Source organism: Chryseobacterium sp. KLBC 52 (genome assembly GCF_003347605.1).
Taxonomy (GTDB): Bacteria; Bacteroidota; Bacteroidia; order Flavobacteriales; family Weeksellaceae; genus Chryseobacterium.
Genome location: NZ_QDFZ01000020.1, coordinates 30,415 through 57,308, shown reverse-complemented (window position 1 = coordinate 57,308; position 26,894 = coordinate 30,415). Strand labels below are relative to the sequence as shown.

28 protein-coding genes are annotated in these 26,894 nt (G+C 36.8%); 8 read left to right on the top strand and 20 right to left on the bottom strand.

All coding sequences use genetic code 11. The features are described from left to right. Positions 1–38 precede the first annotated feature (38 nt). The gene (locus DDF69_RS19010) at positions 39–1,850 is read left to right on the top strand and encodes a TonB-dependent receptor plug domain-containing protein (RefSeq protein ID WP_114822188.1); all 1,812 of its coding nucleotides are present in this window, start codon (positions 39–41) and stop codon (positions 1,848–1,850) included. 72 nt (positions 1,851–1,922) lie between these two features. After that, complete coding sequence (locus tag DDF69_RS19005) at positions 1,923–2,639, top strand: DUF2490 domain-containing protein (protein ID WP_110008737.1); 717 nt, start codon at positions 1,923–1,925, stop codon at positions 2,637–2,639. On the opposite strand, the gene DDF69_RS19000 is transcribed toward DDF69_RS19005, so the two are convergent. From DDF69_RS19000 to DDF69_RS18945, 13 genes are all read right to left on the bottom strand, one after another. Further along, positions 2,636–3,082 carry a phosphohydrolase gene (locus DDF69_RS19000; RefSeq protein WP_034694511.1) on the bottom strand — a complete coding sequence of 149 codons (447 nt, stop codon included), beginning with the start codon at positions 3,080–3,082 and terminating at the stop codon, positions 2,636–2,638. The two genes, DDF69_RS19005 and DDF69_RS19000, sit on opposite strands and share 4 nt — an antisense overlap. 79 nt (positions 3,083–3,161) lie before the next feature. Continuing rightward, positions 3,162–3,497, bottom strand: coding sequence for a YegP family protein (locus DDF69_RS18995; protein WP_114822159.1), 336 nt, complete (start codon positions 3,495–3,497; stop codon positions 3,162–3,164). Between the two features lie 26 nt (positions 3,498–3,523). Continuing rightward, the gene (locus DDF69_RS18990; protein WP_114822158.1) at positions 3,524–3,838 is read right to left on the bottom strand and encodes a hypothetical protein; all 315 of its coding nucleotides are present in this window, start codon (positions 3,836–3,838) and stop codon (positions 3,524–3,526) included. A gap of 144 nt (positions 3,839–3,982) precedes the next feature. Next, complete coding sequence (locus DDF69_RS18985) at positions 3,983–5,758, bottom strand: acyl-CoA dehydrogenase family protein (protein ID WP_114822157.1); 1,776 nt, start codon at positions 5,756–5,758, stop codon at positions 3,983–3,985. A gap of 125 nt (positions 5,759–5,883) precedes the next feature. Next, a complete protein-coding gene (locus tag DDF69_RS18980) occupies positions 5,884–7,062 on the bottom strand; it encodes a thiolase family protein (RefSeq protein WP_114822156.1) in 1,179 nt (392 codons plus the stop codon). A 105-nt stretch (positions 7,063–7,167) separates the two neighbouring features. Continuing rightward, positions 7,168–7,632, bottom strand: a complete 465-nt coding sequence (gene tnpA / locus DDF69_RS18975; protein WP_114822155.1) for an IS200/IS605 family transposase — start codon at positions 7,630–7,632, stop codon at positions 7,168–7,170. 81 nt (positions 7,633–7,713) lie between these two features. Continuing rightward, positions 7,714–10,107 carry a 3-hydroxyacyl-CoA dehydrogenase/enoyl-CoA hydratase family protein gene (locus tag DDF69_RS18970; RefSeq protein WP_114822154.1) on the bottom strand — a complete coding sequence of 798 codons (2,394 nt, stop codon included), beginning with the start codon at positions 10,105–10,107 and terminating at the stop codon, positions 7,714–7,716. Positions 10,108–10,160: 53 nt separating this feature from the next. After that, on the bottom strand, positions 10,161–10,613 hold the full coding sequence (locus DDF69_RS18965; protein WP_034694513.1) for a MarR family winged helix-turn-helix transcriptional regulator: 453 nt from the start codon (positions 10,611–10,613) through the stop codon (positions 10,161–10,163). A gap of 165 nt (positions 10,614–10,778) precedes the next feature. Next, on the bottom strand, positions 10,779–11,702 hold the full coding sequence (locus tag DDF69_RS18960) for an ABC transporter ATP-binding protein (RefSeq protein ID WP_114822153.1): 924 nt from the start codon (positions 11,700–11,702) through the stop codon (positions 10,779–10,781). A 98-nt stretch (positions 11,703–11,800) separates the two neighbouring features. Beyond that, entirely contained in the window at positions 11,801–11,977 is a 177-nt protein-coding gene (locus DDF69_RS22460; RefSeq protein ID WP_317048661.1) for a GxxExxY protein, read from the bottom strand. A gap of 34 nt (positions 11,978–12,011) precedes the next feature. Beyond that, positions 12,012–12,179 carry a GxxExxY protein gene (locus tag DDF69_RS22455; RefSeq protein WP_317048660.1) on the bottom strand — a complete coding sequence of 56 codons (168 nt, stop codon included), beginning with the start codon at positions 12,177–12,179 and terminating at the stop codon, positions 12,012–12,014. Positions 12,180–12,627: 448 nt separating this feature from the next. Beyond that, positions 12,628–13,599 carry a FecCD family ABC transporter permease gene (locus DDF69_RS18950; protein ID WP_185144370.1) on the bottom strand — a complete coding sequence of 324 codons (972 nt, stop codon included), beginning with the start codon at positions 13,597–13,599 and terminating at the stop codon, positions 12,628–12,630. Between the two features lie 24 nt (positions 13,600–13,623). Continuing rightward, complete coding sequence (locus tag DDF69_RS18945) at positions 13,624–14,184, bottom strand: TlpA family protein disulfide reductase (protein WP_114822151.1); 561 nt, start codon at positions 14,182–14,184, stop codon at positions 13,624–13,626. 33 nt (positions 14,185–14,217) lie between these two features. Between DDF69_RS18945 and DDF69_RS18940 the strand changes: the two genes are divergently transcribed. Continuing rightward, on the top strand, positions 14,218–15,342 hold the full coding sequence (locus tag DDF69_RS18940; RefSeq protein WP_114822150.1) for a ferredoxin--NADP reductase: 1,125 nt from the start codon (positions 14,218–14,220) through the stop codon (positions 15,340–15,342). Positions 15,343–15,398: 56 nt separating this feature from the next. Continuing rightward, positions 15,399–15,956, top strand: a complete 558-nt coding sequence (locus DDF69_RS18935; RefSeq protein ID WP_373427997.1) for a vancomycin high temperature exclusion protein — start codon at positions 15,399–15,401, stop codon at positions 15,954–15,956. On the opposite strand, the gene DDF69_RS18930 is transcribed toward DDF69_RS18935, so the two are convergent. Continuing rightward, a complete protein-coding gene (locus DDF69_RS18930) occupies positions 15,953–18,562 on the bottom strand; it encodes a BamA/TamA family outer membrane protein (protein WP_114822149.1) in 2,610 nt (869 codons plus the stop codon). The two genes, DDF69_RS18935 and DDF69_RS18930, sit on opposite strands and share 4 nt — an antisense overlap. Here DDF69_RS18930 and DDF69_RS18925 point away from each other — a divergent pair. Next, entirely contained in the window at positions 18,548–19,273 is a 726-nt protein-coding gene (locus DDF69_RS18925) for a TrmH family RNA methyltransferase (protein ID WP_047431087.1), read from the top strand. The genes DDF69_RS18930 and DDF69_RS18925 overlap by 15 nt on opposite strands. 80 nt (positions 19,274–19,353) lie before the next feature. On the opposite strand, the gene DDF69_RS18920 is transcribed toward DDF69_RS18925, so the two are convergent. From DDF69_RS18920 to porQ, 5 genes are all read right to left on the bottom strand, one after another. Beyond that, positions 19,354–19,854 carry a phosphoribosyl-ATP pyrophosphatase gene (locus tag DDF69_RS18920; RefSeq protein WP_114822148.1) on the bottom strand — a complete coding sequence of 167 codons (501 nt, stop codon included), beginning with the start codon at positions 19,852–19,854 and terminating at the stop codon, positions 19,354–19,356. Between the two features lie 3 nt (positions 19,855–19,857). After that, complete coding sequence (locus tag DDF69_RS18915; protein WP_034694332.1) at positions 19,858–20,166, bottom strand: phage holin family protein; 309 nt, start codon at positions 20,164–20,166, stop codon at positions 19,858–19,860. An 80-nt stretch (positions 20,167–20,246) separates the two neighbouring features. Next, positions 20,247–20,597, bottom strand: a complete 351-nt coding sequence (locus DDF69_RS18910; RefSeq protein WP_047431084.1) for a YtxH domain-containing protein — start codon at positions 20,595–20,597, stop codon at positions 20,247–20,249. 95 nt (positions 20,598–20,692) lie between these two features. Next, positions 20,693–21,367 (bottom strand): (d)CMP kinase, encoded by a 675-nt coding sequence (gene cmk / locus DDF69_RS18905; RefSeq protein WP_114822147.1) that lies wholly within the window; start codon positions 21,365–21,367, stop codon positions 20,693–20,695. Positions 21,368–21,451: 84 nt separating this feature from the next. After that, on the bottom strand, positions 21,452–22,444 hold the full coding sequence (porQ, locus tag DDF69_RS18900; RefSeq protein ID WP_114822146.1) for a type IX secretion system protein PorQ: 993 nt from the start codon (positions 22,442–22,444) through the stop codon (positions 21,452–21,454). 168 nt (positions 22,445–22,612) lie between these two features. On the opposite strand from porQ, the gene pyrH reads away from it, so the two are divergent. Then, positions 22,613–23,320 (top strand): UMP kinase, encoded by a 708-nt coding sequence (pyrH, locus tag DDF69_RS18895; RefSeq protein ID WP_114822145.1) that lies wholly within the window; start codon positions 22,613–22,615, stop codon positions 23,318–23,320. Between the two features lie 78 nt (positions 23,321–23,398). Here pyrH and DDF69_RS18890 read toward each other — a convergent pair whose 3' ends face one another. Beyond that, positions 23,399–24,754 carry a lipase family protein gene (locus tag DDF69_RS18890; RefSeq protein ID WP_114822144.1) on the bottom strand — a complete coding sequence of 452 codons (1,356 nt, stop codon included), beginning with the start codon at positions 24,752–24,754 and terminating at the stop codon, positions 23,399–23,401. A 402-nt stretch (positions 24,755–25,156) separates the two neighbouring features. Between DDF69_RS18890 and DDF69_RS18885 the strand changes: the two genes are divergently transcribed. Together DDF69_RS18885 and frr are read left to right on the top strand one after the other, a co-directional pair. Further along, positions 25,157–25,807, top strand: coding sequence for a hypothetical protein (locus DDF69_RS18885; protein WP_114822143.1), 651 nt, complete (start codon positions 25,157–25,159; stop codon positions 25,805–25,807). Positions 25,808–26,318: 511 nt separating this feature from the next. Beyond that, entirely contained in the window at positions 26,319–26,873 is a 555-nt protein-coding gene (frr, locus tag DDF69_RS18880) for a ribosome recycling factor (protein WP_114822142.1), read from the top strand. Positions 26,874–26,894 lie beyond the last annotated feature (21 nt).

The following is a 26,894-nucleotide window of genomic DNA, read 5'->3' as shown; positions in this document are numbered from 1 at the left end:
TACTTTTGGACTCTGTTAAAAAAACTACGGAAACGATTATGATCAAAAAGATAGGAAGTGCTTTTTTTCTGGGATCTTTACTTTGGGTAAACGCACAGGAAAAGACAACAGATATTGAAAGCATCGAATTTCAGGGAAAATTTATCTCTACACCTTATAAAAGTGCCAATCAGAACATCAGTGTTATTACCAGAGAAGACATTGTAAATTCTCCGGCTAAAAGTATAGACGAAATCCTTCAGCAGGTACCGGGAATGGATATCAGAAGGAGAGGAGCTAATGGAGTGCAGAGTGATATCGGTTTCCGTGGAAGTTCTTTTGAGCAGGTTTTGCTGCTTCTGAACGGAATCAGGATGAATGATTCCCAGACCGGACATAATAATATGAATATTCCTGTAGATCTGGATGAAGTAGAAAAGATAGAAATTATAAAAGGCCCTGCAGCACGACGTTTCGGACAGAATGCTTATGCCGGTGTTATCAATATCGTTACCAAAACTACCCCAGGGAAGAAAGTGAAAATCAGTGCGGAAGGAGGTGATTATGGTTCTTATGGTCTTGGATTTAACGCTCAGATTGGAAATGAAAAGTTCACGAACTCCCTTCAGGCGAATTCTTTTTCTTCAGAAGGGTATATGTTCAATACGGATTATGAAATCAGAAATGTATTTTATCAGGGAAAGCTGAATATCAAAAACGGAGATGTAAGAGTACAGGCCGGGTTTTCGGAAAAGAAATTCGGTGCCAATGGTTTTTATGCTTCCAGTGCTGCTACAAAGCAGTATGAGGAAACACAGGCTTCTATTGTAAGTGTAGCTCATCAGCAGACTTTTGGAAAACTAAAGCTTAACTCTAATGTATACTGGAGAAGAGGACAGGATATGTACCTTTATGACCGATGGAATCCGGATTTTTACCGAAATATGCACATCGGAAATAATGTGGGTGGAGAAGTGAATTCCAGCTATCAGTGGGGATTGGGAACAACCGGAATTGGGGTTGAACTGAGAAAAGAATTTTTAGTAAGCAGTAATTTGGGTGACCGAAACCGTTTTGTATCTCAGGTTTTCTTTGAACATCATTTTTCATTACTGGATAAAAAACTGAACATCAGTCCGGGAATTTCATGGGCCAATTATTCTAAGGAAGGAAACTTCTTCTATCCGGGGCTTGATGTAGGCTATAACTTTAATACTAATTCTAAAATCTACGGAAACATCGCAAAAGTACACCGTGTGCCCACTTTTACCGAATTGTATTATGTAAGTAAAACAGAGCAGGGAAATCCGGATTTGCAGCCTGAAAATGCTTTGTCATCAGAAGTAGGATATCAATATCAAAATAACAGAATTTTGGCAAAAATCAGTGGGTTTTTAAGAAATTCCAGCAACTCTATTGACTGGGTGAAAAAAGACCTGAGTGATAAAGTATGGTATGCGCAAAATGTTGGAGATATCAAAACCAGAGGAATCGAAGCAGAGTGGAGCCACAGACCGACCGACTGGTTAAAATATACTGTTGGTTACACGTATATTGACAGCAAATATGAAGAAAAAGCTGGTGTGGTTTCAAGATATATTCTGGACAATCTGAAGCATCAGTTCGTGTCCAAATTAGAGGTGAAATTCCTGAAAAACTTTACCAATGAGCTTGTTTACCGCTACAATGAAAGGGTAAATCTGGGAACGTATAACCTTGTAGATGAGAAGCTGAGCTTTGCTAAAAAAGATTACTCAGTATATGTGTTGATTAACAATTTGACCAACACAACATACACCGAAGCATTTGGAGTGGGAATGCCGCAAAGGTGGTTCCATATTGGTTTTTCTTATACAATCAATATTAAGTAATTGTTAATTTGAACATGAATAAAAGTTAATATTAACAAATTGTTAAAAAATATACATTTGCAAAAATTTTTTATGAAACGTCTTATAGGTTTAGGATTATTACTTGGAATATCTTTTTTTAAAGCACAGGAACATATTTCCAGCTTCAATGCAGTGACTCTGACCTATAAGTTTCATCCGAAATTTTTCCTTTATGCTGAAGGGCAGATGCGTGGTAACGAAGATTATACCTACCCTGATTATTATGAGATAAAAGGGGGATTAGGGTATAATCTTACCAAAAACCACAAACCTTTTGTGGGGCTGGGGAGATATGTTAACTATAAAGAACACAGCCTGAGCAGAGAAGAGTTCAGGGTATGGCTTCAGGACGTTATTGATGTTAAAAAAGGCATCGTAAAGTTTGAAAACCGTTTTCGTGCTGAAAAGAGCTGGTTTTATGAGCCAAAAACAGATCAGACTTCCCAGAGAATGCGTTACCGATACCGTTTGAACGTAAGTGTTCCTTTGAACGCCAAAACGATCAAGAAAGGAACTGTTTTCGCTAATGCTTATGATGAGGTATTCTTTGTCTCTCCGATGAAGCCTACTTTCGCCAGAAACAGAGTCTATGGCGGTTTCGGCTATCAGATCGATGATTATTTTGGAATCGTGAGCGGATATCTGTGGCAGCGTGAATTTGAAGCAAAAGGAAACAAAAATTTACATTTCGTTTACCTTGCGTTAAACATCAATATCGACGGAACAGACCACCATACGAAAACTTATGATTTCCCGGGTGCGGATTAATATTTCTCTATCAGATAACGATAAGCTTTAAGATATTTGTTGAATCTTTTGATATCCTTAGGAGTAAGCTCTCTGTTTACTCTTCTGAGATCCATATTATCACGAAGGTCATTAAGCTTTACAGCAACAGATAGGAGAGATCTTTCTGTTCTTTTGATGAATTCATCATAATCTTCTTCCGGATCAAGCTTTGTAAGACAGCTGATGGCAAAAATAATATATTCAGGGAATCCTTCCGATCTTAAATAATCCAGGCTGAATTCCAGTGGGTGATCCTCCACAACATCGTGTAGAACCCCTACAATCTTTTCATCCAGTGTTTTACCATAATTCATTACACGCATTACATGGGCAATGTATGGGGCATGGTATTTATCGGTTTGTCCTTTATGTGCCTTGTCGGCGATTTTGATGGCTTTATTCAGTAATTCTTCTTTTGTCATTTCTAATGAAAAATAGAGTACAAAAATAAAAAAAGCCTTAAAAACTAAGGCTTTTTTATGAAGATTATTTCACATGATTTTATAAGTTGGTATTATCCTCTATATGAGCATGTGGAGCATTGTTTTTTACGGATTCTATTCCGTTTTCCATACCATTGTCAGATTCATACATCTGACTGGTTCCTATGATTTGTCCGTTTCCTGCCTTTAGATTAAAATAACATCTGCCGTCATTGGCTGTATTTCTTTCAAATTTTGAATCTTCCAGTGCATTGGTTTTTACGGATCCGATTCCACTTTCGCAGGATGGTTTGGTGCTGTATCCCTGGCTGGTTAAGATAACCTGTCCGTTTCCAGCTTTGAGGTTGAACTGAAAGTCTCCGTTTGTTCTTTTAGAGATAATAAATTTTCCCATGGTAATAGTTTTTAGTTTGTGTTATGTTATTTGGATGGTAGTATTTTTTTCCGGTTGACCTGAAGCTTATCAGAAGTAATTGTATTTAAAATTTTATATTGTGAATAATCCTTTGAAGATTCTCTTAAAGCCAGATAAAGAATGGTATCATTGGGCTTAACCGTTAATATTTTGTAAAGTTCTTTTTGAGGTTGATCGGGTTTCAGAGCAAAATATCCCGGGAATTTACCTTTAGCAATAATTTTTGTCGTATCCATCTTGGGAACAGGAAGTACATTGTCTTTTTTTTGTGCTGAAAAAGTAACGGAAATAAGGAGTATTGGAAATAATAAAATTTTCATGTGTTATGTATTTTAAAATAAAAATAATAATTTTTTTTGAATAATTCCGATAAACACAATGAATTTCAATGAAAGTCATAATTGATGTCAATAAAAAAGCGCCTCAAAAATTGAGACGCTGAATCAAATTTATGTTATTAAAGACTAATAAGCTCCTTTTTCGATATAGTGAGCGGCTACTTTTTCAGTAAGCGCTACTACATTCGGATGGTTGGTATATTTAGTGAATCTTCTTAATCCTGAAAGCATCATTCTCTGCTCATCTCCTTCAGCGAAAGAAACGATTCCTTCTTTAGCGGCAGTAATGATTTTCTCAATCGCTTTGTAAAGATTTAACTGAGCCATAGCTGCTTCTACAGATTCAGGAGAGAAGTGTTTTTCTGCTCTTAATACTGCAGATTCTGCCATGTAGATCTGGTTAAGGATTTCAGAAGCATTCAATAATAAATGCTGTTGTTTCTCAATATCCATCATGTATTTCTGAAGAGCTGCTCCGGAAACCATTAAGAATACTTTCTTAAGGTTTGCGATAATTGCTTTTTCTTCACTCATGAATTCTGAATAATCAGGAACTTCAAATGAAGGGATACCCATCAATTCTTTACTGATGGCCATAGCAGGAGATAAAAGGTCCAATTCGCCTTTCATTGCTCTCTTGATCAGCATTCCTACAGCTAATAATCTGTTGATTTCGTTGGTGCCTTCATAGATTCTTGAAATTCTTGAATCTCTCCATGCTGCTTCCATAGGAGTATCTTCAGAGAATCCCATCCCTCCGTATACCTGGATTCCTTCGTCTGCTGTGTGTTGAGCAAGGTCAGAAACAAATACTTTAAGGATTGAACATTCTACTGCGAATTCTTCTACACCTTTTAATTCTGCTTCCTGATGGCTTAATCCGCCTGCTACCAATTCGTCAATTTTATCCTGAACGTTTTTAGCCGCTCTGTAAGAACCTGCTTCACTTACGAAAACTCCGGTTGCCATTTCAGCAATTTTCTTTCTGATCGCTCCGAAAGTAGCAATAGAAACCCCAAATTGTTTTCTTTCGTTAGAGTACTGGATAGAGTGGTTTAAGATTCTTCTCTGGGCATCAAGACATGCTGCAGCCAATTTGATACGGCCTACGTTCAATGCATTTAAAGCGATCTTGAAACCATTGTTTCTTTCTCCTAAAAGATTTTCCACAGGAATTTTCATATCATTGAAGAAAACCTGACGGGTAGAAGAAGCACGGATACCTAATTTGTGCTCTTCCTCTCCGAAAGTTAAGCTTTCAGGATTTTCAAGTTCTGATCTGTTGATCACAAACCCTGTAATATTTTTATCATCATCAATTTTAGCGAATAATGTAAATGTATCTGCAAATCCTGCATTAGAGATCCACATTTTCTGGCCGTTGATGATATAATGTTTTCCGTCTTCGGAAAGTTTTGCTTTTGTTTTTCCTGAATTGGCATCAGAACCAGCATCAGGCTCTGTCAAACAGTAAGCTCCAAATTTTGTTCCTGCTGCTAAATCCGGAAGGTATTTTTTCTTTTGCTCCTCAGTTCCGTAAAGAACGATTGGCAATGTTCCAATTCCGGTGTGCGCTCCATAAGCTGTAGCCAGTGAACCTGTAGTTCCGGAAATATAATCACAAGCAAGCATTGTAGTCACAAAGCCCATCCCAAGACCTCCGTACTCTTCAGGAACAGCGATTCCCAACATTCCCATTTCGCCCAGTTTACGCATGGTCTCTTCAGTAAATGCATAATCTTTCTTCTCAAAACGTTCTCTTTGAGGAACAACTTCTCTGTCTATGAATTCTTTTGCAGAATCACGAAGCATCTTTTGTTCTTCATTCAGTTCTTCAATACTGAAAATTTCGTTTGCAGGAATCTGTTTGATTAGGAATTCCCCGCCTTTTAATGTAGCCATATATTATTTTGTTTTTAAAATTTTTTGAGACCTTCAGATAATAGACGGATAGATGATAGATTATTAGTGGCGTCTATTTTCTATCTGTCTATTCTCTCTTTGTCTTTTGTCTTATTAGTCTTTATTTAAAGTAGCTCAAAAATAGAAGCTGCACCTTGCCCTGTTCCTACACACATAGAAACCATTCCGTACTTGTTGCCTCTTCTTCTCATTTCGTCAAGAAGTTGTACTGTTAGTTTTGTTCCTGTACATCCAAGCGGGTGCCCAAGAGCAATAGCTCCTCCGTTTACGTTTAAGATGTCAGGATTTAAACCTAATTCTTTTTTGATAGCAACAGATTGCGAGGCGAAAGCTTCGTTAAGCTCGATCAAGTCGATATCTTTTAATTCTAAACCTGCCTGTTTCAATGCTTTTGGAATAGCATAGATAGGACCCATTCCCATGATTCTTGGTTCTAATCCGGCTGCAGCATAAGCCACTAATCTTGCTTCAGGCTCCAATCCTAATTCTTTTACCATTTCCTCACTCATTACCATTACGAAAGCCGCTCCGTCACTCATCTGAGAAGAGTTTCCGGCAGTTACGCTTCCTCCGTTGGCAAATACAGGTCTTAGTTTTGCTAAACCAGCTAAAGAAGTATCAGCTCTGGGCCCTTCATCTACTGAAAAATCAAACTTTTTAGTCTGCAGTTTCTGGTTTTCGTCCAGGAAATTATACTCTACAGGAATCGGAACAATCTGATTGGCAAATTTACCTTCCTGATTAGCTTTTAAAGCCTTCATATGAGATTCAAAAGCAAACTGATCCTGTTCTTCTCTCGTAATATTATATTGTTTTGCAACTTCTTCCGCAGTGTAACCCATTCCCCAGTAGTAATCAGGGTTTGTTTTTGCGATATCCGTTTCTGGAACCGGCTTATAACCTCCCATTGGAATATATGACATTGACTCTGTTCCACCTGCGATGATACAATCTGCCATACCAGCCTGGATTTTTGCAGAAGCAATAGCAATCGCTTCACTTCCTGATGCACAGTATCTGTTTACAGTTACTCCCGGAACTTTATCGGTATTTAACCCCATCAAAGAGATCAGACGCGCCACATTAAGCCCTTGTTCAGCTTCCGGCATTGCATTTCCTACGATAAGGTCATCAATTCTGTTTTTATCTAATTGGGGTAGCTCAGCCATTAATTTTTCAATAACGGTAGCCGCCATGACATCAGGTCTTGTAAATCTTAAACTTCCTTTTGGAGCTTTTCCAACGGCAGTTCTGAAACCTTTTACTATGTATGCTGTTTTCATTTTTTTTGTTTAATTAAATTGTTTTAAGAATTTTTTGCCTCGTAGAGGTAAACTGTTCATCGATTTTTGTTTTTGCTTTTTGAGGAGCTCCGTAGGAGCGACCTGTTAATCATTAATCCATTCAAATAAATATTTTGGATCATATTCTATCTCAAATTTTGACATAAAATCCAGATATTCTTCTCTAAAAGTTTTCTTTTTATGATGTTCTTCCTGATCTAAAATATATTTTACAACAGAATCGACACTGCTTTTAGAATAAGAAAAAGCTCCGTACCCTTCCTGCCAATTGAATTTTTCATTCATCCATCCTTTTTCATTAATGAATTTTGAAGAACCTGCTTTAATATCTCTTACTAAATCTGAAACCGCAAGTGTCGGATTCATACTTACAAGAATGTGCACATGGTCAGGCATTGCAAAAACTGCGAATAATTTTTGATTTCTATTGGAAACAATACCTGTAATAAACTGATGTAATTCTTCTCTGTTTTCTTTTGAAATCAGATTTTGTCTTCCTTTTACAGCGAAAACAATTTGAATATAAATCTGAGTGTAGGTGTTGGCCATACATTAACAGGTCGCCTCTACGAGGCTTTCCAATTTTAAATTATTCATGCTATTAACAGTTCGCTCCTACGGAGCTCTCTATTAGTTTCTCAAAGGTTTCCCATTTTGCAACATGTACTGAATTCTCTCTAAAGTTTTTCTTTCCCCACAAAGCTGAAGGAAAGTTTCTCTTTCAAGATTCAATAGATATTGTTCTGTTACTACTGTTGGTTCAGATAAATTTCCGCCTACCATTACGTTAGCCAGCTTATCAGCAATTTTTTTATCGTGTGCAGAGATGAAGTTTCCGGTTAGCATCTGGTCTGTTCCTACATAGAACATTCCTAATGCATCTTTACCCAAAACTTTTACTTTTTGCTCAATTGGCTGAGTATATCCTTGTTCTGCTAATAATTTTGCTACTTTTTTAGCTTCAGCAATCTGTCTGTTTTTGCTAACTGAAACAATGTCTTTCCCTTTTTCAAGGATTCCCATATCGTAAGCTTCATAAGCGGAAGTCGCTACTTTACCCATGGCGATGTTCATGAAAGCATCACGAAGTCTGTTATTTTTAACATCATCATTGTGGAATTCTCTGGAAGTTCTTAAAGTCAATTCTTTAGTACCACCACCACCAGGAATTACTCCAACTCCGGTTTCTACAAGTCCGATATACGTTTCTGCCGCTGCAACCACTCTGTCAGCATGCATGGTCATTTCGCATCCTCCACCTAAAGTCATTCCGTGAGGAGCAACTACTACAGGAATAGAAGAGTAGCGTACTCTCATCATTGATTTCTGGAAGTAAGCGATTGCCATATTCAAATCATCCCAATCCTGCTCAATAGCCATCATAAGGATCATAGCAAGATTAGCACCTACAGAGAAATTTGCTCCCTGGTTTCCAACTACTAATCCGTCATATTCTTTTTCAGCTAAGTCGATTGCTCTGTTTAATCCATCAAGAACTTCGCCTCCAAGAGAGTTCATTTTTGAGCGGATCTCGAAGTTGATGATACCATCTCCTAAATCTTCAATAGCAGCACCTGAATTGCTCCAAAGTGTTTTGTTTTTTCGGATATTATCTAAGATGATGAATGCATCCTGACCAGGAATTTTGTTGTATTCTCCTGAATTTTTATCAACATAAATGCTTTGTCCTTCGTCATTAACTTTATAGAACGTTTCTACATTTTTAACCCAGTCAGAAACCTCGTATCCTGCATCTTTTGCAAGTTCAATACCTTTCTGAACACCTACAGCATCCCAGATTTCAAATGGACCGTTTTCCCATCCGAAACCAGCTCTCATCGCGTCGTCAATTTTGTAAACTTCGTCAGAGATTTCAGGAACTTTGTGAGAAACATACGCGAATAATGCTCCTAAAGATTTTCTGTATAATTCGCCAGCTTTATCTTTACCACCAATTAATACTTTGAATCTGTCAATCGGTTTATCAATAGCTTTTGTTAATTCCAGAGTAGGGAAGGATGATTTTCCTTGAAGTTCATACTCTAAAGTATCAAGGTTTAATCCGTGAATTTCAGATTTTCCTTCTGCATTTTTCACTTTTTTATAGAAACCTTGTTCTGTTTTTGAACCTAACCATTTATTGTCCATCATTTTCTGGATATAAGGAGGAAGGGCAAATACATCATTGAAGTCGTTCGCTTCCGCACCGCTTTGACGAACTCCGTTGGCTACCATTACCAAAGTATCAAGACCTACTACGTCAGCTGTTCTGAATGTAGCTGATTTTGGACGTCCAATTACCGGACCTGTTAATTTATCAACATCAGAAACGGTAAGTCCCAATTTCTGTACATTGTGAAGAAGATCCATCATAGAGAATACCCCGATTCTGTTGGCGATGAAAGCTGGAGTATCTTTAGCTAAAACAGTCGTTTTACCCAAGAATTTTGCCCCATAATTCATATAGAAATCGATGATCTCAGGATCTGTATCATTAGTTGGGATAATCTCTAAAAGAGGAAGGTATCTTACAGGGTTGAAAAAGTGAGTTCCTGCGAAGTACTTTTTGAAGTCCTCGCTTCTTCCTTCTGTAAGGAAATGAATAGGAATACCGGAAGTATTAGAAGAAATTAGGGTACCCGGTTTTCTGAACTGTTCAATCTTTTCGTAAACAGACTTCTTGATGTCAAGCCTTTCTACTACTACTTCAATGATCCAGTCAGTGTTTTTTATTTTCGGCAAATCGTCATCGAAGTTTCCGATTTTGATTCTGTCTGCAAACTTTGGAGAGTAAAGAAGTGCAGGACTTGCTTTTTTAAGTTTTTCAAAGTTTTCGGAAGCAATTCTGTTTCTTACGACCTTGTCATCTTTGGTCAAACCTTTTTTTTGTTCAGCTTCAGTAAGTTCAAAAGGAACAATATCCAAAAGTGATACTTCAACGCCGATGTTGGCGAAGTGAGCAGCGATTCCGCTTCCCATAATTCCTGAACCAAGAACCGTTACATGTTTGATTCTTCTTTTCATATGTAAATTTTTATTTGTATAAGATGATATGAGCCCGAAGGTTACATCACAATTTATTTTCTGTTATTTAACAATTCGTTTGCTATTTTCATGATCTCGGTCATCACGTCTTTGAAAGCATCCAGCTTTTCCGGAGCTATTTTTTCCATGACTTTCTTGTTGAAATTCACAACGACTTCCTTAGACATATTTCTGGAATTTAATCCTTTGTCTGTAAGTTTAATAATCACCTCTCTTTTATCCGTGGTGGTCTTTTCCTTATAGATGTATCCGTTATCTTCAAGAAGTTTGATGATTCTTGTTAGTGAAGTGGGTTCAATAGCCATCTTCGGACCAAGATTGGTACTTCGGGTTCCTTCTTTGGGATCAATTTTAAGAAGTGTGAGTGCCTGCACCGCTGTGGAATCATGTTCCTGGGCTAATTCTGTGTACATTTTAGAAACAGCCAGCCAGGTCTGCTTTAAAATTAAATCTACGTTTTCTATTTTTTCTTTATTATTATCCATCATTTTTGCGCCAATGGTTTTACCCAAATTTAATAAATATTATGCATGCATAATATTTATTAACGTTAAATTTTGTTAATAGGCTGTAAATAAATGGATTAAATTGTATGATTAGCATAATACTATGCATGCATAGTATATGGATAAATCAAAGAAAATTCAGTATTAATGAATGTTTGAGACTAAATTGATGATTTCTTCAAAAGATTCACATTGATAAGTGGTGAAATCTCTAGTAATAACCCAAAAAGGGTTCTGAAACTCGAAATTAAGCTCAGACAGGTCTTTTTGGAAGTTTTTTTGAAGCAGAGAATACAGCATTTCCTTATGAAACTGGGGTGCAGAAATAAATGGCGGAATAAAAGTCTCATTAATTTGAAATAAAGAAGCATTGGTAAGTTCATCATGCTGAAGCAAAATGTCCTCCACAATCCCCGAATATAAGTGACTCTCCTTTACATACCATATTTTGTCTGCAAACTCTTTGGCCAGTCTCCAGTCGTGGGACGAAAACAGAATAAGTTTGTTCTGTTCCTTAGCCAGCTTTCTCAAGGTTTTTAGAACAATGATTTTATTTTTCTCATCCAGATGCGTAGTAGGTTCATCCAGAATAATGATAGGTGAATTTTGAGTAATAGCACGCCCGATAAATGCCTTCTGAAGATTTCCATCTGACAGATTTTTCAAAAGAGTATACCGGTACTGATTCAGATCCAGTTCTTCAATAATATGAGCAACTTCTTCGCGGTCTTCTTTTTTTAACTCAAAATAAAAAGGGTAGTAGATGTATTTTCCCAGAGAAATAAGATCTTCAACCGTATAATGCTGTGGAATAACCGATTTTGAAAAGACAATGGCAATGTTCTCCGCAATTTCTTTTACGGAAAGATTTTTCACATTTTTTCCATTAATAGTAATCTCTCCGTGCAGTAAAGGCATTTGATGCAGAATAGATTTGATCAATGTTGTTTTCCCTACACCGTTATTACCAATCAGCAGGCATACATCACCAAGCCTTAAATCTGCATGGGCATTGGAGATTAAAGTTTTAGTGTAGCCGATATCAGCCTGTTTGATTTGTAGGTGCATGTTTCTGTTGGTTATACGTGAAGACGCAAAATGTTTTACAAAAATAATGTTTTAAGGCGCAAGGAATTTGACTTTGTCAAATTTTTATCCAGTTTATTTTATAAGTTGTTCACAATTCTTGTTACTCCGTTTTTGAAGACATCAGATTGAAAGTTGAGCAGCATACCCAATTTGCAATTTGACATTTTTAAATAGGTGAGTAATTGAGCTTTATGAGTAGGACTTATGTAGTCAACTGCTTTTATTTCCAGAATCACTTTGTTTTCAATTATCATATCAAGCCTGAAAGCGTTTTCTATTCTCAAATTTTCATAAATAATTAGGAAGTAGTTTTTGTTTTTCTACAAAAAATCCTGACTTTGTTAATTCATAGAACATACATTCGTCATATACATGCTCAAAAAGTCCTGCTCCAAGCTTTTTATGAATCTTTAATCCTGTTTCAAAAACAATTTTTGAAATTTCATTTTCTGTCATTTGTGGTGTTTTGTTGGACTTAAATATATGAATTGTTAGGGAAAGGATATTATGTCTTAAAATTTTTTATTTAAGTGTATTGTTGGGTAAGCGCAAGGGCGCAAAGTTTTTTATACAATTTGTATATTGTAAGGCGCAAGAAAATCAAAGATTTTCAGCAAGAATGTAGTGATTTTCTTGTGAATTAAAATATGCATTGCTCAATTTTATCGGAGATAAAATTTTTGCGTCTTAAAAACAATGTCAAATTCATTTTTATTGCTCCTTTGCGTTTTCCTATTTAATTCAGAATTCTAAATCTGATTTAGATTCCTTCGGAATGACACATTACGAATATTTTCCCTTTTTTTATTTGATGAAGAAAGTTAAGAATTTATTCCCAAAATCTGCTTCATCTGTATAATCTGCGAGATTTTTAAATTAATGATTTATATTTTCATTGATGTTTTTACACTTTATTCTGCTTCAAAAGCATCATCAGAATCACAGGAATTCCAAATACAGAGCTTATCACATTCAATGGAATCTGTGTTTTTTCTGCAATAACAGAGAAAAAAAGCATAATCATCATTCCCAGAAACATATTAAGAATCCATTGCTGCCATAATTTCGAGGGATTATACACCAGTCTGCAGAAATGAGGAACAATGATTCCAATAAAAAGAATAGGTCCCAAAAATGCCGTAACAGAAGCGGATAGGAGAGAGGATGCTACGATGATTAAAAGTTTCAGCTGCTTCAGATTCACTCCTAAACTTTGTGCATAGGAATTGCCCAGTGAATTTCCAATGAGCGGTTTTATCGCTCTGAAACAGATAAACATTCCGATTAAAACTAAGATAAACAGTACATAAATTTGGTTTCTCGTTACCATATTATTTGCGCCGAAAGACCATAAAATATAGTTTTTCAGACTCTGGTTTTCCGCATAAAATTGCAACAGAGATACAATGGCACCGGCAAAAGCAGATACCAAAAAACCGAAAATAATAAGATAGGACTTGTCCTGAAATCTGTTAGACATCGACAGCAGGATCAGCATTAACAGTAAACTACCTCCAATAGCTGATAAACTGAGGAAGCTGTTCTGTAAAAACTCGGGCAGTAAGATATTATGGGAAAAGAAAATATAAAAGGCGACTGATAAACTGGCGACTGAAGTTATTCCCAATATATCAGGCCCAGCCAGCGGGTTTTGAAAATATTCCTGCATCAGAAAACCCGAGGTTGGAATGGAAATCCCAGCCAGCATCATTACAAGAACACGGTTGATACGGATTTCAGCAATCTGGCTATGCGCAGAGTCCTGAAAGAAATCCTGAAAGCTTAAATGTAAAAATCCTGTGTTCAGATTAATGACAGCGCTTATAAGAATGGCGATCACAAATAATAAACACAGGATTTTAAATCTTTTTGACATGATTCAGAAAGAGTTCAGTCTATTTTATTTTAAAAAAGAATCAATTTTTGAATTCAAAACATCTTCCGTCATCATTCCAAGATATTCATCGGTTTTATCACCTTTTCTCATGAAAGTAAAAGGAATAGAACCTCCGTCCCATTGTTTGAAGTTATTGTGAAAGAAGTTTTGATCTAATTTTTGCCCATCCAGTAAGATAATACTGCCTCCCAATTTATTCTCGGTAGCAAAATTCTTAACAGCACCAGACCAATCTGCTTTATCATCAAGGTTGACGAAAGTGAACTTTACAGGTTTACCTTTCAATTCCTCCATTTTACTTTTAAAACTCGGAATTTCTTTCATACATGGCCCGCACCAGGTTGCAAAAAAATTGGTTACGTATAAAGTATCATTGTTTTTTGCTAAATGCTGGCTTACACTTTCAGGAGAAAGTTCTTTGGGAATAGCTGTACTTCCTTCTGTTTCTGTAGTTTGAGATACAGAAAGAGAATCTGCAGCTGGCGTATTTTCAGTTTTCTGACCTTCTTTTTTACAGCTGTACAGTGCAGTAAGAAGTAACATGGAAAAAATTATCTTCTTCATAAATTATTTTTTATCTATTTTTGAATTGAAGTTATGGAACAACAAATCTATAAAGGGAAACTGATACAGTTTCATCCGTTAAAAATAGCGAAAAAGGAAGAGCTGACCAAAAATACTTTCTCTCTGGAGCTTGATATTCCTGAGAATGTAAAAGAAAATTTCAGGTTTGAGGCCGGGCAGTTTGTCAGTATTCGATTTCAATCACATGGGAAAGAGGTTATTAATGATTATTCAATGACTTCAGCTCCTTATGAAGGGAAAATATGTCTTGGGATAAAGGTCAACTCGCCTGAAGGAGCTACTTCGCAGTTATTTCAAAATTATAATGTTGGTGATGAACTTTGGGTAAGTGAACCTTCCGGGAGATTTACAATCGTATCCAAACCCAGCGAATTCAGGACTATTGTTGCTTTTGCAGCTGGTATTGGAATTACCCCTATTTTAAGTCATTTCAAAAATATTCTTCATAACGAACCGAGAACGCGGTTGTTTTTATTTTTTGGAAATAAAAGTTCAGAAGATTTAGTCTATCGCGAACAGCTGGATAACCTGGCCAGAACATGTGGGGACAGGCTTCAGATATTTTATTTCTTTTCTCAGGAAAAAACGGCAGATCAGTTTTTCTATGGCAGGCTGGATGAGAAGAAATTACATCTGATCATCAACCAGATCCTTCATTTGGATGATACAGATGAAGAATCTACCATTTGGGATGCGGTAGATGAAGTATTGATATGTGGAAAAGGTGAAATGATCAAGACATTGGCCAATGCATGTTATCACCACGGAATTCCGAAAAAGAACATTCATTTTGAACTTTTTGAAGAATTTAATGATGATATTTATCCTGTAGAAAAAGAATTTCCTCTGATTGAAAATATTGAGGTGGAATTTACCATGCTGGGAAAAAATTATACAACTCAGCTGGCTGATAATAAGGACAAAATCCTTCAGCAGCTTCTGATGCAAAAGTTCCCTGTACCTTATTCCTGTAAGTCGGGAATCTGTGGAAGCTGTGAATGTTCTTTGGAGGAAGGAGAAGTGGAATTGCTGGAGAATGAGTATCTTACCGAAAAAGAGGAAGAGCAGGGCCATATTTTAGCTTGTATGTCTATTGTGAAAAGTAAAAAAATAAAGCTTAACTTTGATCTTAGTTGAGAATTATTAGGAACATATTTAACCTTGGCTTTATATCACTGGAATTGGGAATTCTGATGATATGCTTCTGTAATGTGTGGGTTTTCGGACTTACCAACGGGAGAACCTATACGAAAATCTCAAAAATTCCGCCAAGGGAAATTGCCTTAGTTCTGGGAACCTCTCCAAAAATGAGATCCGGAAAATCCAATCCTTATTTTACGAAAAGAATGGATGCCACGGCACTTCTTTATCATCATGGGAAAATCAAGAAAATTATAGTAAGCGGGGAGAAAAGCAAAGGTTATAACGAGCCGGGAGCAATGAAAAACTATCTGATCAATCAGGAAGGAGTGCCTGAAGATATTATTGTGGAAGATCCGAAAGGCTTTAATACCTATAAAAGTATTCTCCGTTGCAAGGATGTTTATAAGAAGAAGAATGTCATTATTGTATCTCAGGGATATCACAACCTCAGAGCATTGTTTTTTGCAAGAAATAATGATATGAATGCCTTGGGCTTTGATGCGCAGGATGTCACAAAACCTGAAAGCTTCTACAGAAACCAGACGAGGGAAATCCTCGCCCGTGTGATTGCTGTAGTCTATTTTATTTTAGGCGTTTCTCCGGACTAGAATGGATATCCGAACGCGATATTAACTGTTGGTTTGAAAGGCTGGATGTTTTTGAATCTCCATCGGTCGCCTTCAGGTTTATTCGGATCATAGATCTTATACGCAAGGTCAATTCTTGCTGTAACGTAAGCAATATTCAATCTTAATCCGAATCCACTTCCGATACCCACTTGTTTCCAGAACTTACCGAATTTAAATTCATCCCCATAGCCGTCATTATAGTTACGAAGACTCCATGTATTCCCAATATCGGTAAATAACGCTCCTTCGTAAGTTTTATTGAAAGGAATTCTATATTCAATATTGGTGGTAAGCTTTAAGTTATCTGTCATATAAGTACGAACTCTTTCATCCACCTGAGAATCGGCAGGACCTAATCCTCCAAAAGCTACCCAGGCTCTGATATCATTGGAACCTCCATTGAAATAAGACTTGATGATAGGCATATCCTGAGAATTTCCATAAGGTATTCCTACTCCGATAAACTGACGTAATACCAATGTCTGGTTTCCGTTAAACTTGAAATATTTTCTCGTATCAATATCAAATTTTATAAACTGTGCATACGGCAGTCCGAAAATGGTTCTTTGCGGGCCAGTAACAATACCTCCGCCATTATCTTTTTTATTGAATAAACTCAAGATGTTACCTGCAAGCTCCACTTTTCCGTTAAAATAAAACGCGTTGGGATATTCTTTTTTTCCGATTTCACTGTATACAAAGTTATAAATCATGGAAGAAATAAGGACATCCTGGGTTTGTCTGTCTTTGTTGACCAATGTTCCGGTAAATGCCGTTAATAGATCTCTTCCCTGTTGATTAAGACTTCCACGGTAAGCATCATTCTCGATAATCTTTTTGGAAACCTCATCCACGCTAAGCTTTCCATCTCTATAATCTTGTCCGGTCTGCGCAGTTTCAGGGCTAAACATAAAATAATTTCCAAAAACTTCATCTTTTACCCTTCCGTCATTCACAAAGTAGTCATAGTAGGCATCTTTGTTTTTTGTCAGACTGACCTGAGTATTAAATAAAGTAAGCTTATGATATACCTGATCGTTAACACTTGCCTGGTAATTCAATCCCGTATTAAAAATTAACCTTCCCAAACCGATATTATTCTGTATTGATGCCCCAAGCAAAATAGATGATGTAGGCGTATAGCGTTTTGGAATGAATTTATAATAATTAAAAGGAAGCAGCAGCCGTGGAAAGTTCAGGGATGCCTGAGCTGAAATTTCGTATGCCGCAACTCTTTTACTGATATCTTTTGTACTTCTGATAGAACCAAATGTCCCTGAAAGGCTGGTAGAAAGGTTTTCTGCTCCTCTGAAAACATTTCGGGTAGTAAGGTCCACAGAAGGAGAGATCCCCAGATTTAAAACCTGAGAATAATTAATATCTGTTCCCACTTTTAGCTCATACTTTGGAAGTGGTTTCAATACATATAAAACATCAACAATGCTGTCGTTAGGAGATGTCATTCCGCCTTGTCTCAGGGAGTCTCTGGCTTTAACGATGCTGAAGTTATTCATCGATAAAAGATTTCTCTTGGTAACGTCCAGTTTTGTCTGGTCAAAGACCTTTTTACTGTCCGGAATAATAGCTCTCCATACCGATGAAAGTTTATACTTGTCATTCACCGTATGGAATCTTATTCTTCTTAAGCTGTCTTTTTTGGTGTTTTTAGGATAATCACCAGGTTCATCCACAATGGCCACATCGATATTTCCAAAGGTGGCTATTTTATAAGGAGTATCCAGTGAATCTTTATGGATTTCCAGTGTTAAAGGAACCTGCTTTCTGCTTTTAAGTGAATCTGCAACGAAATAAACTTCATCATTGGAAGCATTGAACCTGTAGAAACCAAACTCCCTCATCAGATCCGTAATCCTGGTAACTTCTCTTTCCAAAACGGTCTGGTCAAGAATCTGTCCTGATCGCACAAGGCTTCTGTTCAGATTATAGTTGTAATATCCTTTGATCCCCTGATCCGGAATATTATAGAAATAGTCCTTGATACGTGTAGGATCATTATGCTTGATCGAATAATTAACAGTAGCTTTTTTGGAAGCAGAATCCAGCGTGTGTTTAAAGTTGACATCTGCATCCCAATATCCTCTGTAGGTAAGTCTTTTCTTAATAGACTCAGCACTTTTTTCACTTCTTGTCTGATCAAGAATGACCGGCGGTGTTCCCCAATTGTGAAGTAAGCGGTCGAAAAGAAGACTTTTCCCGACACTGCTTTTCATATTATATTTAAGGAATAATGAATCTCTCAGCTTCTGATTTCTCATTTCACCGGGATAAGTCATATATTCGTTAAGGATGGTATCATATTTCGGATCTGCCATATTATAAAGGAGTAAACTCAATGGCATGAAAAGAAACTGCTTTTTGTTGGGTTTTTGCTGAATATAATCTTTGAGCTCCTCATCGAAAAATACCCTCTTATCTTCGAACTCTAAATTGTTCTTGGTAAGCAGGTATTCGCCCTCAGGAACTTTTTTTGTCGTACTACAAGCATAAAGGAGACCAACAAATGTTGCAAATGAGATAATTTTATAATATTTTTGAGGAGAATTCTTATAATGCTTACAGCTCATACAATAAAAGTTTTACAATCTTTAGATAAAAAGAAGTTCAGACAAAAATACAATTTGTTTTTGGTTGAAGGTAATAAAATCATTTGTGAACTTTTTAATTCTAACTTTAAAGTTAAAGAAATATTGTCAACCGATCCACAAAAATTGGACCGTACTGACATCCCTGTTACCCATATCTCTGAAAATGAATTAAAAAAAATCAGTTTTCTAAAAACACCAAAAGATTCCGTGGCGGTATGTTATCTTGCCGAGGAAGAAAAATGGGAAGATAAGAATATACAATTGGTTTTGGATGGACTCCAGGATCCTGGAAATCTTGGAACCATTATACGGTTGGCAGACTGGTTCGGGATTGAACAGATTATCTGCAGTGAAGATACTGTAGATGTATACAACCCGAAAGTGATTCAGGCAACCATGGGATCTTTTACCCGGGTAAATGTAGTATACACTGATCTTGTGGAATATCTTTCTAAGACAGAGAATGTAAATATCGGAACGGATATGGAAGGAGAGAACATCTATACTTTTGAAAAACCGGAAAAGATTAATCTCATTTTAGGAAACGAAGGAAACGGAATGAGACCGGAAACAGAAAAACTTTTACAAAAAAGTATCAGCATTCCGAGGTTTGGAAAATCCCAGTCTACAGAAAGCCTGAATGTATCAATGGCTGCAGGGATTATTTTAGGACAGCTATTTTCAAAATAGAAAATCAGAAACCAGAGGTTGGAAATTATTGTAAAATATTACTGAATAATATCTGGCACCTGGTTTCTGATATCTGATTTTTATATCAATTGTTCCATACTTGAAACACTTTTGTTTTTCTGATAAACCTCCATCTTTTTTCTGACATATTTCAGTGCAATAGGAGCAAGGTAGATCAATGCCGCACCAATCAGTTTTTTCTTCCAGTTGGAACTTTTCATATTCTTTTTGGCGTAGTTTCCTACGATAGCAGTAACTCCCAGCTTTACCAGACCGTCTGTAAGATTTCCTCCCTTGAAGGCAGAACTTGCAATTCCAACAGCTGTATTTTTGCTGATCAGCAGATCTTTCACCTCTGAAGTAAGCTGCTTGGCAATAACGTCCTTCCTTAGAACTACTTTTTCATCACCGTCTTCATCAACCTTTTCCTGAAGATATTGATCAGTTAAACCATTGGTAAACGCACTCAGGCTTTCTTTTGTATTTTTGAAGGTAAGAAGATTTTCCAGATCACTTATTTCATCCTTAAGCAGTTTTTTCTTTCTTCTTAATTCTTCTATGCTCTCGTATTTTCTACCCATAGTTTAATGATTTAAAAATTTAATAACCTGATCTGCAACAGTATTGACAATCTTTGTTTTGAAGGCAACCACAAACGCCATTACCAGCGCATAAAATGCTGCCACAATTAAGAATCCATAGGAATAATTATCCAGTGCTTTTCCAATAAGGAAAGCAATTCCAAAGTTGAAAAGGATAATAAAAAAAGCAAAAGCAACAAGCAGTACTACAAAGTAGGTAATGAGCCCGGCAGAAAGTGACGACTTTTCAGTCGCTTCAATTTTCAGAAGATCGATTCTCTTGGAGGCGTATTCTTTAATAGTTTCTATCATTGTTTTTTTTTAAAGTTACAAAAAAAGGAACTTTCGCACAAAAGTTCCTTTCTGTAATTTACTTAAAAAAGTTAAATTACTTATTTTTTCAGATCATTCAGTTCTGCTTCTACATCTTTTGCCAAATCTGCAGTTTTAGAAACAATCTGATCTTTGTATTTGTCATATCCGTCTTTCACAGTATGGGCTACGCTGTTAGCTGTTTCCTTGAAAGTAGAAGAAATATTGCTGTACTGGTCTTTCACTTTTTCAGAAACCTCTCCGTATTTATTTTTAGCCTGATCTTTAAGATCATTTGCTTTGGTTTTGATTTTTTTTCTGGTTTCTTTACCTTCTTCCGGTGCGTATAACATTCCTAAGATTACACCTGCCGCAGCACCTGCAAGAAGTCCTGCCAATATACCTGCTGTATTATTTCCTTTTCTAGACATTTTAAGTTTTTTAATAATTAATAATAGATTAGTTTTTACAGTAATAAAACTTGCAATTTGTATACCAAAGGAGGCGCAAAGCCTATTAAAAATTGTTAAATCTTTTCGATGTGAGATAAAATAAGCTCTATGGTTTCCTCTTTGGTGAGTGCGGAATTATCAATTACAGTAGCATCGTCAGCCTGTTTCAATGGGGCTATTTCACGCTCACTGTCGATCTTGTCACGTTCTATAAGGTTTTGTTTTACCTGTTCCTTATCTGCTTCAATTCCCAGACCTTTCAGTTCCAGAAACCTTCTGTTGGTTCTTTCATCAATACTGGCAGTAAGAAAGAATTTATAGTCTGCATTTGGCAGAACTACTGTCCCAATGTCACGTCCGTCCATAATAACACCGCCTTTTTCTGCCAAAGTGCGCTGTGACTGCAGTAAAAAGTCTCTTACTTCTTTCTGTTTGGCAACAAGGCTTACATTATCAGATACGATATTGGTACGGATTTCCTTGGAAATATCAGTGTCATTAAGGAAAAGAATAAGGGTGCCGTCGTTATTTTTAAATTCAAGTCTGATCTTATTAAAGGAGGAGAACAGTGTATTCAGATCAATTTCTCCGTTTTCATTCAGACAATGCTCCAAAGCATACCAGGTAACTCCTCTGTAAAGCGCTCCTGTATCCATATGAATAAGTCCCAGTTTATCCGCAATGATTTTAGAGATAGAACTTTTTCCGGTAGACGAGTACCCATCGATAGCAATTACAGGTTTTTTCATACTGCAAATTTCAAGATTTTTTTTAGAAAATCAAGAAGAAGTAAGAAAATTTCGGAATAATTAAGAAATTTCCGGTCAGGAAGATTATTCTCCTCTGTGGCTGGAAAGGTCCATGGAAATTCCTATCTGATTGACGTTCGAAGAGTTGTGATATCTTACGTGGGCATAATCAATACGGAATCTGGAAACTTTCACTCCAAATCCTGCAGAAAGTCCCGAGAAGTTTCTCTGATCGGCAACCGCCAGTTCATTTCCTCTTTTTACATTATATCCCAGTCTGATATTGAAATTCTTTTCCGGAAACAATTCTGCTCCCAAAGAAAAGTGGTCTGCGATCTTTCTGCCGGCACCTACTTTTTGCCCGTCCAGGTTTTCTTCTGAAGAAATATCAAATTTCTGAAGATCGTGTGCGGTAATGGTGATGGCAAGAGGGAAGTTCTTGATGATTTTGGTATATCCGAGATCGATTCTGAAAGGAAGATTTTCTCTTGTCCCATTAAAGGATTTCAGCTGAAAGCCGAAATTTCTCATTACAAGAGAAACTACTTCTTTATTCTTTTTATTATGATAGGTAATTCCCGCTGTTCCTGAGATCGCGGAAGAAGTATAGTTGTCAATTTTTGAGGTAATGAAATTAAGTCCTCCACCAATCGTCCAGTCTTCTTCAAACTGGTAGGCATAGCCTGCACCAATAGCAACATCTGAAGCTTTGAATTCTCCGTTTTCGAAACCGCTTTCATCCGTCCTCGGAATACTTCCATAGCTCATATACCTGGCATTGATGGTAGCCATATGGCCATTTTCAAAGTCTTTGGCATAAGCAATCGTTCCGTATTTCGAGTCGGCAAGGTAAGCCGTTGCGTTTACAGAAAGCTGTTTGTCAGAATCTTTATTTAACAGGGCAGGGTTTGCAATAGCAAAGGAAACATCATAATCTCTTACCGAAATTGCATCGCCGCCCAAAGCAGCCTGTCTTGCAGATACAGGTACATTTAAGAACGGATAAACGTTTGTTCCTGTTTGCGCATAAGAAACAATTCCTGATAGAAATAATGAAAAAATGATAATTTTCTTCAACTCAATTTATAATTAATGCAAAAATAATCCTTTTTCGTACTTTTCAAAATATTTCTGACATTATTTCTATTTAAATATTTTTCTTTTATCAATATCATTAATGATTATATTTGCAAAATCAAATTCCGGGGAAACCCGTACTAATAAAAAGTTACTTAAAAATAAAAGATGAAATATAAAAGAATCCTTCTGAAACTGAGCGGTGAGGCCTTAATGGGAAACAGACAATACGGTATTGATACTGAAAGACTGCAGGAATATGCATCTGAGATCAAAAAAGTAGTTGAAAAAGGCTGTGAAGTAGCGATCGTAATTGGAGGAGGAAATATCTTCCGTGGTGTAGCAGGAGCTGCAAAAGGTATGGACAGAGTGCAGGGAGATTATATGGGAATGCTGGCCACTGTAATCAACGGAATGGCTTTACAGGGAGCATTGGAAGATGCAGGAATCAAAACAAGACTTCAGTCTGCTATTGAAATGGATAAAGTAGCTGAACCTTTCATCAAAAGAAGAGCTGTAAGACACCTTGAAAAAGGAAGAGTAGTGATCTTTGGAGCAGGTACAGGAAACCCTTATTTTACCACGGATACAGCGGCTACATTAAGAGCCATCGAAATCGGAGCAGATGTAATCTTAAAAGGAACAAGAGTAGACGGAATCTACGACAGCGATCCTGAAAAGAATGCAGATGCTGTAAAATACAATTCATTATCTTTTGATGAAGTATTTGAGAAAAACCTTAAAGTAATGGATATGACCGCATTTACTTTAAGCCACGAAAATAAATTGCCAATCATTGTATTCGATATGAACAAAGATGGGAATTTAGAAAAAATCGTAGACGGAGAAAATGTAGGTACTTTGGTTAATTTATAATCAAGGTAAGCCCTAAAAATATAAAAACACCTGTTACAGTAATTGTGACAGGTGTTTTCATTTTAACACTAATCTTAATTATTTATCCGCACTGGCATTTTGTGTGATATTTTCCTTTTCAACCAAAACATAACGGGAAGAAATCCACCCAATGATCTGATCGATTATTTTCAGAATCATCTCCAATTCGGTGACAGCAGTTACGCCCGGTACCAGCTTCACATCTGGTTTTGGTAATGGCTGTTGTAAAATAAGACCATTCACTTGTGGATTAGATCCTTCCGCAGGAATACCATTATACATTCCCACATGCTGTACTGAGAGCTGAAGCATATAGTCCTGTAAATTCTCAGGGGGCGTTTTGATGCTAACCGAAGAAGCACTGGAGTGTTGGAGCTGGCCCGGAAGCGATTGGTTTTGTATTCTTGTATAGCTGGCTCCTGAATTTGAGGAATCATCAATCGCCATCTTTTGTAAAGCGTTTAATAAGGAGGCCGTGAAAAATGTAGGAGCTTGCCCATAAATCGTTGCAATTTTCCCCAGTTCCGATACCGGCCATGCATGAGGAACAACGTCCAGATCGTTCCAGTGCATGGTATTCCAGCTTTGGTAAGTACCTGTTTGTTGCTGCCATCCTGGAGGTAATGGTGGGAATTTACTATTGAACAGATTGGCGAATGCTGCCTCACCTGGCGTTGGCCCGGCAGTAGGATATACAAGCGTTACCCCGAAAGCATCCAGATCTTTATTCTCTTTCAGATAAAGGGCAAGGGTAGGAGATAATGCTCCGGCAAGACTGTGTCCGCAAAAGATAATGGCGGTACCCGGATCCGGATTTAGACCTGCCAGAAACTGTTGCAGTGTGGTATTGGGTGAAGCTGCGGATGGAGGACTTTCAAGCCCGAGAAGGATGCTTATACCGGTAGCAGTTCCCTTTGAAATATAAGGATCGGTGCCATTATACGCTGATGGAGTGAAATTGGAAGGGTTATAAGTCGTCCAGTTGACCACTTCTGCAACTGAGAAATCTTCTGTTTCCCAATCGTAAAGTGACGAAGGATTAGTGGCAGCAATAGCCACAACGTAAGTCGGTAATGTAGGACCTCCCGGAAATGCGACAGCATTAGACTTTACAACATATAATGCATTGTCTGCAACACCCGTAGGAACCCCCTTTTCATTTTTTTCTTCGATCAGGGCAGGTCCCCAGACCAGATCCCAGTTTCCTAATTCCGATACGGCTGAAGGATTTGCTGTGGAAGGTGTTTTCTGATCCATTATTTTAACCGGAGGAACATTGTTAAAATAATAGGATAAATCATACTGAAGCTGTTGCTGCAGTTGGATACCAAAACCGTTGTAGTTTCCGGCACGGTTGGCAAGACCTGCCATACCGAAAACTTGTTGGTAGGCATCTAAAGATGGATTTGTCATGATGTGATTGGTTTAAAATAAGGTTAAAATTTTTAATTGAAAAGACTAATACATTCCGTTTTTTATGGCAAGCATTCCACTTAAAATACCTGCCAAATCTTTGTTTAAAAGAGCATAGTAAAGGACGTTATTAAAAATGATATCACACTAAGTAGAAATAACCAAAATATTCGGTAGGTATTTGTACCCGGAATATATTGCCCTTTAAGATCAATTTTTAGTAAAAGCAATGTTGCTTGTGTACAAGAAAGACAAGTTCACAAAATTTATTTGGAATGGAGAAAAAGCAAGTGCTGATCTGAAAAAATTAGCTTGGTTTCTTTGAGAATATATATATAAATCATGTGGTATTTGTAGATTCAATAATTTCTTTATCTTTGAGACTTAACTAAACTAATAACTATGAAAAAATTACTTCTGCTAGCCAGCAGTGTGTTGCTATTTTCTTGTTCAACAAATGAAGAAATAGGAAATCCGGAAAAATCTACACTTTCTGAAGAGAAAATTCAAGCTTTTAAAAAAGGTTCCGAGAAAGGCTCATCTGGTGATCCTGCTACTTTTAAGTGTGGTTCAACAAGCTTCATTAATCCTATTAATGTAAATCCAAACTATCCGTACATCAGTAATTACGAGGTACTGTACAAGGAAGGAACTCCAATGTGGGGAAGAAACCAGATATACCTTGATAAATTTGTTGCACAGGCTTTATTTCCTTCTATAAATGGTCCCTTTCCCTCTCTGGGTGCTCCTACAATCTACTATGGATATAATGCATACGGTGATTTCCTGAGTGATCCTACCCCTTATGATAATAGTGCCGAGTATGGATATGGGCAAGACGCTGATAATGCGTCATTCTACGGAGATATTTTTCCTTACAATCAAAGTATGACAAATGATGCAGCCAATACAGTGTACCATCATTTTAAAACTTATATTGACCAATGGACTTCTCAAGGTAAGCATGTAGTAGCAGTACACATTTTTACTGAAAGCTATCTTTGTATACCTGCCGCAAAAGGCATAAGAATAAGATTGAAATTTAGTAATTAAATATCTTCTTACTTTTAGTAATAATAGCCTTCTCTTTGAGAGGGCTTTTTTATATTTCCTCAAAACGAAAACTATGATATTATTGACTTTGACAACCGAGAAAATGTTTTTTTTAACAGATGTTAGCAAAACAGTAATACCTTTGTTTGCAGCAATAGGAGCGCAATGACACGATCTTACATTAGCTATCGGGGACGATTTTAAAAAGTTTGTGACGAGCAAACGTTATTTTTAAGCGATCTAACGAAGGAAGATTTATTCATTTTGCCTAAAGATTCCAGATGACTTTCAATTTTGTTTGCCTGTCCTATTCAAAAATATCAACGTTTTCACAAAATACAGAATGCAGTCTTACCAGAATATGGAAATAATCATTATTTTTGCAGCACTGAATAGTAAAAAATAATTTAAGATAGTAAGGAAACCCTGATGTTTGCGGTGTTTTTGGATTTAATTAATTGATATTCAGTTGAATTAATAGATGTGTAATTTATCAAACTTTAATATAATAATGGAAGAATTAGATCTTATATTAGAATCTGTAAAACAAGACATGGATGCAGCGGTAAAGCACCTGGATCACGCATTTCAAAGAATTAGAGCAGGACGTGCTTCTACGGCAATGGTTCAGGATGTAATGGTAGAATATTATGGAGCAATGACTCCTATCAACCAGGTTGCGAATGTTTCTGTTCCGGATGCAATGACAATCTCTATTCAACCTTGGGACAGAACGGCAATCAATGCGATTGAAAAAGCGATCATCAATTCCAACTTAGGTTTTGCACCTTCTAACAACGGGGAAAACATTATCCTTAATGTTCCGCCTTTAACAGAGGAAAGAAGAAAGGAACTTGCAAAGCAGGCTAAAGTAGAATCTGAGAACACTAAAGTAACGGTAAGAAACGCAAGACAGGATGGTTTAAAAGAACTTAAAAAACTGGAAGGAGTTTCTGAAGATGTTGTAAAAGGTGTGGAAGAGGAAATCCAGACGTATACAGATAAATATGTAAAACTTTGCGACGAGCATCTTAAAACAAAAGAAGCTGAAATTATGAAAGTATAATTTTCAGTTTTTGAAAATATT

What these genes read in the sequence shown, in the direction of transcription:
- DDF69_RS18950 (WP_185144370.1), bottom strand. Translation starts at nt 13,599, where the DNA reads ATGTCAAAAAGATTTAAAATCCTGTGTTTATTATTTGTGATCGCCATT.
- frr (WP_114822142.1), top strand. Translation starts at nt 26,319, where the DNA reads ATGGAAGAATTAGATCTTATATTAGAATCTGTAAAACAAGACATGGAT.
- DDF69_RS18945 (WP_114822151.1), bottom strand. Translation starts at nt 14,184, where the DNA reads ATGAAGAAGATAATTTTTTCCATGTTACTTCTTACTGCACTGTACAGC.
- DDF69_RS19005 (WP_110008737.1), top strand. Translation starts at nt 1,923, where the DNA reads ATGAAACGTCTTATAGGTTTAGGATTATTACTTGGAATATCTTTTTTT.
- DDF69_RS18890 (WP_114822144.1), bottom strand. Translation starts at nt 24,754, where the DNA reads ATGACAAATCCATCTTTAGATGCCTACCAACAAGTTTTCGGTATGGCA.
- tnpA (WP_114822155.1), bottom strand. Translation starts at nt 7,632, where the DNA reads ATGGCCAACACCTACACTCAGATTTATATTCAAATTGTTTTCGCTGTA.
- DDF69_RS18965 (WP_034694513.1), bottom strand. Translation starts at nt 10,613, where the DNA reads ATGGATAATAATAAAGAAAAAATAGAAAACGTAGATTTAATTTTAAAG.
- DDF69_RS22455 (WP_317048660.1), bottom strand. Translation starts at nt 12,179, where the DNA reads ATGACAGAAAATGAAATTTCAAAAATTGTTTTTGAAACAGGATTAAAG.
- DDF69_RS18970 (WP_114822154.1), bottom strand. Translation starts at nt 10,107, where the DNA reads ATGAAAAGAAGAATCAAACATGTAACGGTTCTTGGTTCAGGAATTATG.
- DDF69_RS18915 (WP_034694332.1), bottom strand. Translation starts at nt 20,166, where the DNA reads ATGATAGAAACTATTAAAGAATACGCCTCCAAGAGAATCGATCTTCTG.
- DDF69_RS18925 (WP_047431087.1), top strand. Translation starts at nt 18,548, where the DNA reads ATGCTTACAGCTCATACAATAAAAGTTTTACAATCTTTAGATAAAAAG.
- DDF69_RS18885 (WP_114822143.1), top strand. Translation starts at nt 25,157, where the DNA reads ATGAAAAAATTACTTCTGCTAGCCAGCAGTGTGTTGCTATTTTCTTGT.
- DDF69_RS18980 (WP_114822156.1), bottom strand. Translation starts at nt 7,062, where the DNA reads ATGAAAACAGCATACATAGTAAAAGGTTTCAGAACTGCCGTTGGAAAA.
- DDF69_RS18930 (WP_114822149.1), bottom strand. Translation starts at nt 18,562, where the DNA reads ATGAGCTGTAAGCATTATAAGAATTCTCCTCAAAAATATTATAAAATT.
- DDF69_RS18995 (WP_114822159.1), bottom strand. Translation starts at nt 3,497, where the DNA reads ATGGGAAAATTTATTATCTCTAAAAGAACAAACGGAGACTTTCAGTTC.
- cmk (WP_114822147.1), bottom strand. Translation starts at nt 21,367, where the DNA reads ATGAAAAAACCTGTAATTGCTATCGATGGGTACTCGTCTACCGGAAAA.
- DDF69_RS18910 (WP_047431084.1), bottom strand. Translation starts at nt 20,597, where the DNA reads ATGTCTAGAAAAGGAAATAATACAGCAGGTATATTGGCAGGACTTCTT.
- pyrH (WP_114822145.1), top strand. Translation starts at nt 22,613, where the DNA reads ATGAAATATAAAAGAATCCTTCTGAAACTGAGCGGTGAGGCCTTAATG.
- DDF69_RS18940 (WP_114822150.1), top strand. Translation starts at nt 14,218, where the DNA reads ATGGAACAACAAATCTATAAAGGGAAACTGATACAGTTTCATCCGTTA.
- DDF69_RS18935 (WP_373427997.1), top strand. Translation starts at nt 15,399, where the DNA reads ATGATATGCTTCTGTAATGTGTGGGTTTTCGGACTTACCAACGGGAGA.
- DDF69_RS19010 (WP_114822188.1), top strand. Translation starts at nt 39, where the DNA reads ATGATCAAAAAGATAGGAAGTGCTTTTTTTCTGGGATCTTTACTTTGG.
- DDF69_RS18985 (WP_114822157.1), bottom strand. Translation starts at nt 5,758, where the DNA reads ATGGCTACATTAAAAGGCGGGGAATTCCTAATCAAACAGATTCCTGCA.
- DDF69_RS18920 (WP_114822148.1), bottom strand. Translation starts at nt 19,854, where the DNA reads ATGGGTAGAAAATACGAGAGCATAGAAGAATTAAGAAGAAAGAAAAAA.
- DDF69_RS22460 (WP_317048661.1), bottom strand. Translation starts at nt 11,977, where the DNA reads ATGATAATTGAAAACAAAGTGATTCTGGAAATAAAAGCAGTTGACTAC.
- DDF69_RS19000 (WP_034694511.1), bottom strand. Translation starts at nt 3,082, where the DNA reads ATGACAAAAGAAGAATTACTGAATAAAGCCATCAAAATCGCCGACAAG.
- DDF69_RS18990 (WP_114822158.1), bottom strand. Translation starts at nt 3,838, where the DNA reads ATGAAAATTTTATTATTTCCAATACTCCTTATTTCCGTTACTTTTTCA.
- DDF69_RS18960 (WP_114822153.1), bottom strand. Translation starts at nt 11,702, where the DNA reads ATGCACCTACAAATCAAACAGGCTGATATCGGCTACACTAAAACTTTA.